Here is a 12,827-nt window from a genome sequence, read left to right as displayed (position 1 = left end):
GTCTGCCGGGGGACGTTCCGTTTCCCCCAACACATTATGATATCCGGTCGGCAAGAGACCGGGCTGCCGATGCGTCGGGTTAAAGGGCAGACCGTCAACATTTGCGGACCGGCATTCGCCGAGACCAACCATGGGGTCCTCCAATCGAAAGGGTTCAAGGCCCAGACATCAAAGGTCGTACAAGGATTTGCACCACGCATATAAGCTTCTGATTTATCTGGAGTCAACTAGTATACTTTAAAATTGTTTTATATATCAATAATTTAGAATTATTCCATACTATTTAGGTCAAGTTTAATGCATTTGCGGGAGAACGCAACCGCTGCGGGGGGACAGCGGTTGCGGCATACGGGCGCACGACGCGCAGAGGGAGAGGGGCTCGTATATCGCACGCCCGTTGCTGGGGGATCCTGTTCCTGCAGCAGCGTTTTTACAAAGCCGGCAGGCCGGTCAGTGACCGGAATGTTCTCCCGTTTTCCCGTTCTGCGCCGTCACCGGAAAATCCACGGTGACCTTGCCCGCCTTTTCGAATTCGAGCGTCACCTTCGCGGTGTCGCCTTCCTTGTAGGGCTTCTCCGGCTGGATGAACATGAGGTGATAGCCGCCGGATTTCAGCACGACCGTCTTGCCCGCCGGAATGTCGAGGCCGCCTTCGAGTTGGCGCATCTTCATCACGTCGTTCTGCATCGACATTTCATGGATTTCGACGCGCTTCACGCCGTTCGTCGTCACCGCCACCAGCCTGTCGGCATCCTTGCCGCCATTGGCGATGGTGAGGAAGCCGCCCGCTACCTTGGCGCCGGGAACCATGGCGCGCACCGATGGGCCGGTGATGGTCAGTTCGCCAAGCTTCACCGGCATGTTCATCGCGGCATGGTTCATCTGGCCCATCTTGTCGTGGCCTTCATGCTTGTCGTCACGGGCGGCGGTCACATGCACCTGCGGTGCGGGGTGCTGAAGGTCGTGCGGGTTCTGGCCTTCGCCGGGCGTTTCGGTCCAGGCGACCGAAGCGTCGGCGCCGCAGATCTGCGTCACGGGGAAGGAAAGCGTCGTGTCCTTGTCGAATTTCGCAAGCTGGCCGACAACGGTGAACTCATCATAGAAATCGCTCGGCAGGTCGCCGCCGGTGAAGCGGACTTCCTTTACGCCGGAGGTCACGTCCTTGCTGTGAAGCTTGTAGCTTCGGGCATAGTCGCCCTTGACTGTTTCGATCTTCCAGCCGGGCTTCACCTGCGGCTGCGCCGAGAGAAAGCCTTCGGGCAGTTCCACGCGGACCTCGGTCGTGGCCTTGCCGTCGCAGCCATGCGGAACGCGGAAGGTCGCCTTGTAGAAACTGCCTGCCCTGGCTTCGCTCTGGTCGAGCGACGAATGGGCATGGGCCATGCCGGCCGAAGCGAAGACGGCGGCGAGCGAAATCGCGGATGCGAAAAGACGGTAATTCATGTCTGTAATCCTGAATAGTCACGAGAAGACGCGCCGATGAACCAGATGGTGCATTCAGGCGGTGCATTTCTGTCGGTCCGAAGACCGTCGTCTATTCAGGCAAGGGGCGGGGCCTGCGGCGGGGCTGAGGGCGGATAGGCATCGTTCCGCAACACGGGTGCTGGCGGAACCGCCATGTCGGCCATGGCGACATGCGGGACCGGGCCGGTCGAATTCGCTGGCGCCGGACACAGGAAGGCCGATGAAATCCGGCAGGCTTCGCAGCTCGTATCGCGCAGATGCCTGTCGTGATCCTTCTGGCTCGGATCGGAGCCATGATCGCCGATGCAGAGAACGGGATAGGTGCCGTCGGGCAACTGGTATTGTGCAAGCTGATAGCTGTCGGGCGCGTTGAGGTCGACCGGCTTGTGCGCAAAGGCGACGAACATCAGCGCCAATACGCCGAGGATGCGTATCGCCAGAGACATCCGATAGTGGCCGATGCTCGTCTTCAACTCAAAGCTTCTCCATTCAAGCCGAGCCTATCTAGCTTATCGGCGCCGTCTTTGCCACAGGACAAATAGTCCATGGAGCGGGTGGTTGTTGTTAGGGGAATAGGGGAATAGGGGAATAGGGGAATAGGGGAATAGGGTGCGGGCAAGTGGTGGACAAGGCAAGTAAAATATTTGCCTTGATCGAGAATAAGTAATTCTACTCCCTTACTCCCTTACTCCCTTACTCCCTTACTCCCTTACTCCCTTACTCCCTTACTCCCTTACTCCCTTACTCCCTTACTCCCTTACTCCCTTAACATACTGCCCTACACATACCGTCCGCCGCGTTGCAGCACTTCGATCTTGTAGCCGTCCGGGTCTTCCACGAAGAAGAAGCGGGCGAGCTGTACGCCGTTGTTCCTGAAATCGACTAGCTTGCCGACCTTGAAACTCAAGTCCGTGAAGCGGGCATGTTCGGCATCGACATCGTCCACCGCCACGGCAAGATGGCCGTAGCCGTCGCCCAGATCGTAAGGTTCCGTGCGGCCCTTGTTGACGGTCAGCTCCACCTCGAAATCCGCTTCCGCATTGCGCAGGTAAATCAGCGTGAAGGTTTCGAAATCGATGCGCTCGGCAATGTCGAGGCCAAAGGCTTGCCTGTAGAAGGAAACGGACTTTTCCTCGTCGAGGACGCGGATCATCGAGTGAATGGCTTTGGCCATGGCTTGTGCTCCGATGTCTGGAATAAATATTGGGGTACTATTGGCGTTTTGGTGGAAAGCTGATTATGTCAGGACTGGTTATGACGCAACAATGCAGGGGTTGAGGAAATCGAGAAAGGGAAGCGCCATTCCGGTGCGGCTGTCCTTTGCTTCCGTTTCCTGCCCCTTAGGGAAATGAAATGGCAAGTGTTTCGCGCGAACAGGTTCTGGAACGGCTGAAGGCTGTCACCGGACCGGATTTCGAAAGCGATGTCGTGTCGCTGGGATTGGTGTCGGATATTTTCATCGCCGACGGCAAGGTCTTCTTCTCCATCACCGTGCCGGCGGAACGCGCCGATGCGCTGGAGCCGATGCGTCTTGCAGCCGAAAAGGCCGTGAAGGATATTCCGGGCGTTTCGGGCGCGCTGGTCACGCTCACCGCCGAAAAGAAGGGCGGGCGCACAAGCGATGACGCTCCGCCGCCGCCCAAACCGCAATCGCCGCCGCGACCTGTCGCGGTTTCGGGGCAGGGTGGGCATGGTCATGCACCGCAGCCGCGCCCGGCGGCAAAGCCCGGCATTCCGGGCGTGAATGCGATCATCGCGGTCGCGTCAGGCAAGGGCGGCGTCGGCAAATCCACGACCGCCGTCAATCTGGCGCTGGGACTTGCCGCCAACGGGCTGAAGGTCGGCATTCTCGACGCCGACATCTACGGTCCTTCCATGCCGCGTCTGCTTGGCCTGTCCGGTCGCCCGGAGACGATCGAGGGCCGCACGCTGAAGCCGATGGAGAATTACGGCATCAAGGTCATGTCCATGGGCTTCATGGTGGACGAGGAAACGCCGATGATCTGGCGCGGGCCGATGGTCATGTCGGCGCTGACGCAGATGCTGCGCGAAGTGGCGTGGGGCGCGCTTGACGTGCTGGTGGTCGACATGCCGCCCGGCACCGGCGATGCGCAGCTCACCATGGCGCAGCAGGTGCCGCTGGCCGGTGCCGTCATCGTATCGACGCCGCAGGATCTGGCGCTGATCGACGCGCGCAAGGGGCTGAACATGTTCCGCAAGGTGGATGTTCCGCTTCTGGGCATTGTCGAGAACATGAGCTATTTCATCGCGCCGGATACTGGCGCACGCTACGATATTTTCGGCAATGGCGGCGCGCGCAGGGAAGCGGAACGGCTGAACGTGCCTTTCCTCGGCGAGGTGCCGCTGCACATGGATGTGCGCGCCTATTCGGACGCTGGCACGCCGATCACCGTAAAGGACCCGGACAGCGAGCACGCGAAAATCTATCGCGAGATCGCCCGGAAGGTCTGGGAAAATATGAAGGGCGGCAAGAGCGCCCGCGCGGCGCCGGCGATTGTCTTCGATTAAGGGAATAGGGGAGTAAGGCAGTAGGGGAGTAGGTGAAGAAGGCGCTTGAACAGACGTTCCGGCCTGACTAGCCTATTCCCCTATTCCCCTATTCCCCTATTCCCCTATTCCCCTATTCCCCTATTCCCCTAAGTAATGACCGACGGCGTGTCGCGCCCGCTGCGCTTCTTCACTTGCGTGATCTGTTCCGCCGCGTCGATGAATGGGGCCAGCGTTTCCTGCGTGTCGAGATTGTGCCTGGCAATATCCGCTTCATAGCGTTCGACATAGATGCGGATGGTTGCGCCTGACGTGCCGGTGCCGGAAAGGCGTAGCACCACACGCCCGCCTTCCGGGAAATAGATGCGGATGCCCTGATGTTCGCTGACCGAGCCATCGACCGGATCGTGATAGGCGAAATCGTCGGCCTTCTCGATCTTGAGACCGTTGACGGTCGTGCCCGGCAGGCTGGCAAGCTTGCCGCGCAGGTCGGCCACCAGTTTTTTGGCGATGTCGGAATCGACGGCTTCATAATCGTGGCGGGTGTAATAGTTGCGCCCGAAACGCGCCCAGTGATCTTCCACGATGGCCTTTACGCTTTCCTTGCGCACCGCCAGAATATTGAGCCAGAGCAGCACGGCCCACAGGCCGTCCTTCTCGCGCACATGGTCGGAGCCGGTGCCGGAGCTTTCCTCGCCGCAGATCGTCACCTTGCCATTGTCGAGCAGATTGCCGAAGAATTTCCAGCCGGTCGGCGTTTCATACATGCCGATGCCGAGCTTTTCCGCCACGCGGTCGGCTGCGGCACTGGTCGGCATGGAACGCGCAATGCCCTTGATGCCGCCCTTGTAGCCCGGCGCCAGATGCGCATTCGCGGCCAGCATCGCAAGCGAATCGGACGGCGTGACGAAGATGCCGCGCCCGATGATGAGATTGCGGTCGCCGTCACCGTCGGAAGCCGCGCCGAAATCCGGCGCATCGTCCGACATCAACAGGTCGTAGAGACCCTTGGCATAGACCAGATTGGGGTCTGGATGGTGGCCGCCGAAATCCGGCAGGGGCACGAAATTGACGACACTGCCTTCCGCCGCGCCGAGACGCTTCTCGAAGATTTCCCTGGCATAAGGTCCGGTCACGGCGTGCATGGCGTCGAACTTCATGCGGAAACCGCCCTCGATCATGGCGCGGATGGCGTCGAAATCGAACAGGCTTTCCATCAGTTCGGCATAATCGGCGACCGGATCGAAGACGACGATCTCGGTGTCGCCGATCCTGCTCGTGCCGATCCGGTCGATATCGATATCGGCCACATCGGCAATTTTGTACCGGTCGATCGCCCTGGAGCGGGCGAAGATCGCCTCGGTGATCTTTTCCGGCGCCGGTCCGCCATTGCCGATATTGTACTTGATGCCGAAATCTTCCTTCGGTCCGCCGGGATTGTGGCTTGCCGAAAGCACCATGCCGCCGAAGGCCTTGTATTTGCGGATCATGTTGGAGGCGGCGGGGGTCGAAAGAATGCCGCCCTGACCCACCATGATGCGGCCGAACCCGTTGGCGGCTGCGATCTTGATAAGCTTCTGGATCACCTCGCGGTTATAGAAGCGGCCGTCGCCGCCGACCACGAGCGTCCGGCCCGCAAAACCTTCGAGCACGTCGAAGACGGACTGGATGAAGTTTTCCGCATAATTGGGCTGCTGGAAAACCGGCACCTTCTTGCGCAGGCCCGAAGTGCCCGGCTGCTGGTCCTGGTAGGGCGTGGTCGAGATTGTCTTTACGGTCATGTTTTTCCCGGTTGATTCAATCAGTTGGCAGGATACACCTTGTCGGCATTTGCGGTCTTTGCAAGACAAGATAGATCAAACTTGTTGATTGAAAATAACAAAGCGTGTGTTTGTTGCGGGTAAAGGGCGTCAGCCCGCCTCCTTGAACAGGACGCTCTGGTCGAACAGGTAGCGGTTGGAGAGCGGCAGGCTTGCCGCGCCCATCGCCTTGGCATGAACCCCGACCTTGCCCTCGATGATCCTGGGCGCGCGCAGGCCCTGCAAATCGAGGCAAGAAAGCTCCACGCGGGTCGCTTCCACGATGCGGTGGCGCACATTGCCCGGCAGCCAGCCGTCGATGACGGCGGCGGGAAAGTCGATCACGGAGGCCGCCGCCACAGCCGCATGGGCAAGCCCGCGCGCGGCAAGCGCCACCCATTCGTCGAGCGGCGTGCCGAAGTTGCGCCAGTTTTCCGGCGAGAGCCACAGGTCGTCGGAGGGCAGGTTGCGCTCCTGCAAAATGCGTTCGAGAACGAACAGCGAAGCGGTATCGATCAGCTGCAAGGTTTCGCCGCGCTCCCAGGTCCCGCGCATCCGCATCGGCATGGAACCGAGCGCGCCCGCATTGCCGGTGCGTCCGGGATAGAGCGTATTGTTCAGCACCACGCCGCCGCCGATGAACGATCCGATGAAGAAATAGACGAAATCGGTGAATTCGGGTCCCCGGCCAAAGGTCAGTTCCGCGCCGCAAGCCGCCGTTCCGTCATTCTGCACGAAAACCGGAAACGAAAACGCCTTGGCAAAATCACCGACCAGATCGGCGCCGAGCCAGGCATCCAGGTCTTCGGCAGGCGCCCCGACTTCTTCGACCCAGTTCCACAATTCGAAAGGCAATGCGATGCCAAGGCCGGCGATGCGGTCGCGTTTGCCGGGATCGAGCGCTGCGGTGAAGGCGTTGACGCTTTCGATGGCGAAGCGGCGGATGTCAACGGGCACCGGCCAGCGATAGGTGATGTGCCGCCGCTCGCGGATCGCGCCCAGAAAATCCATCAGGATGATTTCCGCGCTGCGCCGCCCGATCTTGAGGCCGAAGGAGAAAACCCCGTCGGCGGCAAGGCGCATCGGCATGGAAGGCTGGCCCACACGGCCGCGCACGCGCTCGCCCTGCGTGATGAGGCCGTCCTTTTCCAGCGCGCGGATGATGACGGAAACGGTCTGCGCCGAAAGCCCGGTCAGGCGCGCAATGTCGGCGCGGGCAAGCTGGCCGTGCCTGCGCACAAGCGCCAGAACCAGCCGCTCGTTATAGGCGCGCACGCCGATCTGGTTGGAACCGCGATTGACATGCGCGCCGGGGCCGGCGGATTGCAGCATGGCGGGGCCCGGAGTGCCGGAAAGCGTGCCGGAAAGCGTGCCAGAAAGCATGTCGGCAGCCCCGCTGTCCGGCTCGCGTTCAACTTTTTGCCTGACCATTGCCTCTCCCAGATTCCCGCCCATGGAATGCAATCTTGCAGCGCAGCCATGGAGCGCGGGATTTCCTAAACCAATCCTCGAAGGAGAAAAAGCCCTTATCGCAAAGGGATATGAAATAAAAACAAATACTTAAGGTAGATCATGCGGCGAAGTGGTAGGCTGTCGCCTGCCTCTTTCGATCCTCTCTCCTCCATCTCCCAGAGTGACACAGCATATTAATAAATCAAGTGGATTTATTAATTGACTCTGTTTTAAAGCCGTGTTTTCCTTTCCGCGTGCCGGGGGAAGAGGAACCGGTTTCACTGGGAGGAATTCATGAAGAAGACAGTCCTGTCGGCGGCTTTTGCCGCCTTTGCGCTTGGTGTCGCCGCGCTTCCGGCCAATGCCGCCGATGTCGGCGCGTGCCTCATCACCAAGACCGACACCAATCCGTTTTTCGTCAAGATGAAGGAAGGCGCCATCGCCAAGGCGAAGGAACTGGGCGTCGATCTCAAGACCTATGCGGGCAAGATCGACGGTGATTCGGAAAGCCAGGTCGCGGCGGTCGAAACCTGCATCGCGGATGGCGCCAAGGGCATCCTGATCACCGCTTCCGACACCAAGGGCATCGTGCCGACGCTGAAGAAGGCGCGCGATGCGGGCCTGCTCATCATCGCGCTCGACACGCCGCTGGAGCCTGCCGACGCGGCTGACGCCACCTTCGCCACCGACAATTTCCTTGCGGGCGAACTGGTCGGCAAATGGGCGGCGGCAACACTTGGCGACAAGGCCAAGGACGCGCATGTGGCCTTTCTCAATCTCACGGCCTCGCAGCCAAGTGTCGACGTGCTGCGCGACCAGGGCTTTTCGGTCGGCTTCGGCATCGATCCGAAGGACAAGACCAAGCTCGGCGACGAGGACGATCCGCGCATTGCGGGCCGCGACCTGACCGACGGCAATGAGGAAGGTGGCCGTCGCGCCATGGAAAACCTTCTTCAGAAGGACCCGAACATCAACGTCATCCACACGATCAACGAGCCTGCCGCCGCCGGTGCCTATGAGGCGCTGAAGGCCGTGGGCCGCGAAAAGGACGTGCTGATCGTCTCCATCGACGGCGGTTGCCCCGGCGTGAAGAATGTCGAGGCGGGCGTGATCGGCGCGACGTCGCAGCAATATCCGCTGCAAATGGCCGCGCTCGGCATCGAGGCGATCAAGAAATTCGCCGATACGGGTGAAAAGCCGAAGCCGACCGAAGGCAAGAATTTTGTCGATACGGGCGTTTCGCTCGTCACCGACAAGCCGGTCGAGGGCGTGCCGTCCATCGACACCAAGACCGCGCTCGACAAGTGCTGGGGTTGATCGGCCATTGAAATTCCGGTTCGGCAGGTCGTCGGACTTGCCGAACCTTTCTGCGGGCAGGAGACAGAGATGAACAAGCCACAGGCGGCTTCCGCTGCGCAAAACCCTTCGATGCAGGAATTCGAGAAGACGCTGGCGCAAAGCGCGGCCGATGTCGCCGCCTTCGATACGGGCGATCATTCGCTGCTTTATCGGATGCGGAGTTTCCTGCACCATAATCCGGCCGCCGTGCCGCTCATCGTGCTGGTGCTGTCGCTCCTCATGTTCGGCATCACGCTCGGCGGCAAGTTCTTTTCCGCCTTCGCGCTGACGCTCATCCTGCAACAGGTCGCCATCACCGGCATCATCGCGACCGCGCAGACGCTGGTCATCCTCACCGCCGGCATCGACCTGTCGGTCGGGGCGATCATGGTGCTGTCCTCGGTGGTGATGGGCCAGTTCACCTTCCGTTACGGCCTGCCCGGCGAGCTTGCCGTTCTGTGCGGCTTCGTCACCGGCGCGCTGTGCGGTTTCATCAACGGTTTTCTGGTCGCCTATGTGCGCCTGCCGCCCTTCATCGTCACGCTCGGCATGTGGCAGGTTATCCTCGCCACCAATTTCCTCTATTCGGCCAATGAGACGATCCGCGCGCAGGAAATCACGGCAGAAGCGCCGATCCTGCAATTCTTCGGCCAAAGCATCCGCATGGGCGGCGCCGTCTTCACCTATGGCGTCATCGTCATGGTGCTTCTGGTGTTCCTGCTCTGGTATGTGCTGAACCACACCGCCTGGGGGCGCCATGTCTACGCCATCGGCGACGACCCGGAAGCGGCGCAGCTTTCCGGCGTCTCGGTCAAGCCGATCCTGATGTCGGTCTATATCCTGGCCGGGATCATCTGCGCGCTTGCCGGCTGGGCGATGATCGGACGCCTCGGTTCGGTGTCGCCGACCGCGGGGCAGTTCGCCAATATCGAGTCCATCACCGCCGTGGTGATCGGCGGCATTTCGCTCTTCGGCGGGCGCGGCTCCATCCTCGGCACCATGTTCGGCGCGCTGATCGTCGGCGTGTTTTCGCTGGGTCTGCGCCTGTGGGGCACCGACCCGCAATGGACCTATCTCCTGATCGGCGTTCTCATCATCGCCGCCGTCGCCATCGACCAGTGGATCAGAAAGGCCGCCGCATGAAAACCTCCGTCACGCCCGTTCTTTCCGCCAGGGCGCTGGTCAAGCGCTATGGCCGCGTCACCGCACTCGACCATGCCGATTTCGACCTCTATCCGGGCGAGGTTCTCGCGGTCATCGGCGACAATGGCGCGGGCAAGTCCTCGCTCATCAAGGCGCTGTCCGGCGCAATCAGGCCGGATGAGGGTGAAATCCTGCTCGACGGCAGGCCGGTCAGCTTCCATTCGCCGATGGAGGCGCGCAAGGCAGGCATCGAGACGGTCTATCAGAACCTTGCCTTGTCGCCCGCGCTTTCCATCGCCGACAATCTGTTCCTGGGCCGCGAGATCCGGCGCAAGGGACCGCTCGGCTCGCTGTTCCGTATGCTGGATCGCAACGCCATGGAAAAGATCGCCCGCGAAAAACTGTCGGAGCTTGGCCTGATGACCATCCAGAATATCGGGCAGGCGGTGGAAACGCTGTCCGGCGGACAGCGTCAGGGCGTTGCGGTGGCGCGCGCCGCCGCCTTCGGTTCCAAGGTCGTCATCATGGACGAACCGACGGCGGCGCTGGGCGTCAAGGAATCGCGCCGGGTGCTGGAACTCATTCAGGATGTGAAGCGGCGCGGTATGCCCATCGTGCTCATCTCGCACAACATGCCGCATGTGTTCGAGGTCGCCGACCGCATCCATATCCACCGGCTCGGACGCCGCCTGACAGTCATCGATCCGAAGGAATATTCCATGTCGGACGCGGTGGCGCTGATGACGGGCGCGATGCGGCCGAAGGAAGCCGCCTGATGAGGTGTGCCTGATCAGATGTGCTTGATCAGATGTACTTGAGCAGGGCCGTTCCGTCTCCGATAAGGTGACGGAACGAATCACGGAAACCGGACATGACGCCCCCCGACATGACGCATATCGAGCGCGAAGCCCTGCCTTCGCAAATTCTTGCGCGGCTGGCAAAAACCGACGGTCGCCTGATCGTGGCCATCGCCGGCCCGCCCGGCGCGGGCAAATCCACCCTGTCGGAATATCTGCGCGCGGCCCTCAACGGGGGCGGCGACACGCCGTCCGTCGTCGTGCCGATGGACGGTTTCCATCTCGACGACGCGATTCTCGACCGGCGCGGGCTTCTGGGCCGCAAAGGCTCGCCGCCGACATTCGACTGCGCCGGTTTCGCGGTGCTGCTGGAGCGTCTGCGGCAGGCCGGAGAAGAGGTCTTCATTCCGGTTTTCGATCGTTCGCTGGAGCTTTCCCGCGCCGCCGCAGCCGTGGTGCGGCCCGAACACCGCATCCTGCTGGTCGAGGGCAATTATCTCCTGCTCGATCGGGAGCCGTGGTCGCGGCTGGCGCCGCTTTTCGACATGACGGTCTATCTGGACGTGCCTTTCGCCGAACTGGAGCGCCGCCTGATCGACCGCTGGCTCGGTTACGGTTTTACGGCGGAGGCGGCGCGCGACCGTGCCCTGTCCAATGATGTTCCCAATGCGCGGCTGGTCGTGTCGCAGTCGCGTCCGGCCGATTTTTCCGTCGTTTATGGCGCGGTATAGCGGGAAATTGCAGGGATAACGCCGCCATGAAGGCTTGCGGAGAAACTCCGGGGCCTTCATGATGACGCCGAGTTTTACAAAATCCTGTATTCCGACCGGAAAATTCTTCATGACGACTTATGTTTTTCCGCCGCGCCCGCAGCCATTTCTGCCCGTGAAGGGAACGGATGCGCGCTTTCCCGTGCATCGCATCTATTGCGTCGGCCAGAACTATGCCGACCACGCCATTGAAATGGGCGGCGATCCGACCCGCAATCCGCCTTTCTTCTTCCAGAAGAACCCGGACTGCCTCGTGATCGAGGGCGGCGATTTTCCCTATCCGCCGAAGACCGACGATGTGCATCACGAAATCGAGCTGGTGGTGGCGCTGAAGGCGGGCGGCAGCGACATTCCGCTCGAAACGGCGCTCGATCACGTCTACGGCTATGCGGTCGGCATCGACATGACGCGCCGCGATTTGCAGGCTGTCGCCAAGAAGGCGGGCCGTCCATGGGAAGTGGCGAAGGCATTCGAACATTCCGCCCCCTGTTCGGCCATCGTACCGGCATCGGAGATCGGCCACCCGCGGGAAGGGACGATTTCGCTCGCCATCAATGGCGAGACGCGCCAGTCCGGCGACCTCAACCAGATGATCTGGAAGGTCCCGGAAACGATTTCCTACCTGTCTTCGCTCTTTGAGCTTCAGCCCGGCGATCTTATCTTTACCGGTACGCCCGCGGGCGTCGGCGCGGTCAGGCGCGGCGATCGTCTGGAGGGCAAGGTGAACGGCGTGGCGGCACTGTCTGTCACCGTCGCGTGAAACATGCGGAGGAGCCCCCGATGAGCATCTATCTGCCCGATGACGTCCACGAAGCCCTGGAGCGCTTCATCACCGAAAAACATCCCGGTCTCAACCAGACCGAAGCGATGACGCTGATCCTGCGCAAGTGGCTGGTGCACGAAAACTATCTGCCGGCGGAGCCCGAACAGGGCACGCCGCCCGAAGAACTGAACGCGACCAATGACGACTGAACAGGGCAGCGATTGACAATGGCCAAGCAGCCGTCGGACGGAACGGGTCGCAGGAACGCGCTCGGGCAACGCCTTTTGATTCTCACGATCCTGGCGATTTTGCTCGTGATCGCGCTTGTCTGGATGAGCATTTATCTCTTCGATCCAAACGGTGGTCTGGACTTCGACGATCTCGACATTTTTGCATTGAATTTCAATGTGGTAGATAGATTTTTGCCGCGCATTCTCTAATCGCGTCAATCTCCTTGTCACTATTTGAAATATTCATTTTGGCGCCGTGCCGACGTTTAGCGCTTCCGTTAGCCGTCTTTTGCATGGTAAACGACTGTCATCGACTGAAAGAATATTGACTGAAACGGGCGTCCTGCGATGCCTGTCAGGCCGAGAGGGTCTAGATGGCATTCGAGGACATCAAGGCGGAAATTGCGCTGCTGTTCCAGCAGATGGTGAACCAGCCGCAGGACGCGCATGAAATCCGTGAAACCATTCGCGAAAAGCTCAATGCGCTGCGCGCAAGCGGCCTGCCTGTGCCGGAAGATCTGGTCGAGCTTGAAAAGCGCATCGAACAAGATTTCGATTCCTGA

14 protein-coding genes are annotated in these 12,827 nt (G+C 60.7%); 9 read left to right on the top strand and 5 right to left on the bottom strand.

Annotation, left to right across the window (positions count from 1 at the left end; all coding sequences use genetic code 11):
• Window positions 1-450 precede the first annotated feature (450 nt).
• The 3 genes from FHS76_RS00720 to FHS76_RS00710 all read right to left on the bottom strand — a co-directional run bounded on the left by FHS76_RS00720 (window position 451) and on the right by FHS76_RS00710 (window position 2,638).
• Window positions 451-1,443: a DUF1775 domain-containing protein gene (locus FHS76_RS00720; RefSeq protein ID WP_183646613.1), complete on the bottom strand. Its 993-nt coding sequence runs from the start codon at window positions 1,441-1,443 to the stop codon at window positions 451-453.
• A gap of 95 nt (window positions 1,444-1,538) precedes the next feature.
• Window positions 1,539-1,937, bottom strand: coding sequence for a hypothetical protein (locus FHS76_RS00715; protein WP_374828574.1), 399 nt, complete (start codon window positions 1,935-1,937; stop codon window positions 1,539-1,541).
• A 305-nt stretch (window positions 1,938-2,242) separates the two neighbouring features.
• Window positions 2,243-2,638, bottom strand: a complete 396-nt coding sequence (locus FHS76_RS00710) for a VOC family protein (protein WP_183646610.1) — start codon at window positions 2,636-2,638, stop codon at window positions 2,243-2,245.
• A gap of 179 nt (window positions 2,639-2,817) precedes the next feature.
• On the opposite strand from FHS76_RS00710, the gene FHS76_RS00705 reads away from it, so the two are divergent.
• The gene (locus FHS76_RS00705; RefSeq protein ID WP_183646607.1) at window positions 2,818-3,993 is read left to right on the top strand and encodes an Mrp/NBP35 family ATP-binding protein; all 1,176 of its coding nucleotides are present in this window, start codon (window positions 2,818-2,820) and stop codon (window positions 3,991-3,993) included.
• Between the two features lie 128 nt (window positions 3,994-4,121).
• Here the strand turns inward: FHS76_RS00705 and FHS76_RS00700 are convergent, their stop codons facing one another.
• Together FHS76_RS00700 and FHS76_RS00695 are read right to left on the bottom strand one after the other, a co-directional pair.
• Window positions 4,122-5,753: an alpha-D-glucose phosphate-specific phosphoglucomutase gene (locus FHS76_RS00700; protein ID WP_183646604.1), complete on the bottom strand. Its 1,632-nt coding sequence runs from the start codon at window positions 5,751-5,753 to the stop codon at window positions 4,122-4,124.
• Window positions 5,754-5,882: 129 nt separating this feature from the next.
• Window positions 5,883-7,202 carry an ROK family transcriptional regulator gene (locus tag FHS76_RS00695; RefSeq protein ID WP_183646602.1) on the bottom strand — a complete coding sequence of 440 codons (1,320 nt, stop codon included), beginning with the start codon at window positions 7,200-7,202 and terminating at the stop codon, window positions 5,883-5,885.
• 315 nt (window positions 7,203-7,517) lie between these two features.
• Between FHS76_RS00695 and FHS76_RS00690 the strand changes: the two genes are divergently transcribed.
• The 8 genes from FHS76_RS00690 to FHS76_RS00655 all read left to right on the top strand — a co-directional run bounded on the left by FHS76_RS00690 (window position 7,518) and on the right by FHS76_RS00655 (window position 12,827).
• Entirely contained in the window at window positions 7,518-8,540 is a 1,023-nt protein-coding gene (locus FHS76_RS00690; protein WP_183646599.1) for a sugar ABC transporter substrate-binding protein, read from the top strand.
• A 69-nt stretch (window positions 8,541-8,609) separates the two neighbouring features.
• Entirely contained in the window at window positions 8,610-9,704 is a 1,095-nt protein-coding gene (locus FHS76_RS00685) for an ABC transporter permease (RefSeq protein ID WP_183646596.1), read from the top strand.
• The gene (locus FHS76_RS00680; protein ID WP_183646593.1) at window positions 9,701-10,480 is read left to right on the top strand and encodes an ATP-binding cassette domain-containing protein; all 780 of its coding nucleotides are present in this window, start codon (window positions 9,701-9,703) and stop codon (window positions 10,478-10,480) included. Before FHS76_RS00685 ends, FHS76_RS00680 begins: the two co-directional genes overlap by 4 nt.
• 95 nt (window positions 10,481-10,575) lie before the next feature.
• Window positions 10,576-11,232, top strand: a complete 657-nt coding sequence (locus FHS76_RS00675; RefSeq protein WP_183646590.1) for a nucleoside/nucleotide kinase family protein — start codon at window positions 10,576-10,578, stop codon at window positions 11,230-11,232.
• Window positions 11,233-11,341: 109 nt separating this feature from the next.
• A complete protein-coding gene (locus tag FHS76_RS00670; protein WP_183646587.1) occupies window positions 11,342-12,031 on the top strand; it encodes a fumarylacetoacetate hydrolase family protein in 690 nt (229 codons plus the stop codon).
• 20 nt (window positions 12,032-12,051) lie between these two features.
• A complete protein-coding gene (locus FHS76_RS00665) occupies window positions 12,052-12,243 on the top strand; it encodes a ribbon-helix-helix domain-containing protein (protein ID WP_183646584.1) in 192 nt (63 codons plus the stop codon).
• Window positions 12,244-12,261: 18 nt separating this feature from the next.
• On the top strand, window positions 12,262-12,474 hold the full coding sequence (locus FHS76_RS00660) for a hypothetical protein (protein ID WP_183646581.1): 213 nt from the start codon (window positions 12,262-12,264) through the stop codon (window positions 12,472-12,474).
• 164 nt (window positions 12,475-12,638) lie between these two features.
• Window positions 12,639-12,827 (top strand): hypothetical protein, encoded by a 189-nt coding sequence (locus FHS76_RS00655; RefSeq protein WP_183646578.1) that lies wholly within the window; start codon window positions 12,639-12,641, stop codon window positions 12,825-12,827.

Origin of the sequence: Brucella daejeonensis (assembly GCF_014199265.1) — a bacterium.
Lineage (GTDB): Bacteria > Pseudomonadota > Alphaproteobacteria > Rhizobiales > Rhizobiaceae > Brucella > Brucella daejeonensis.
The sequence above is the reverse complement of the archived record's forward strand: the minus strand, read 5'-3'. Positions and strand labels throughout refer to the sequence as shown.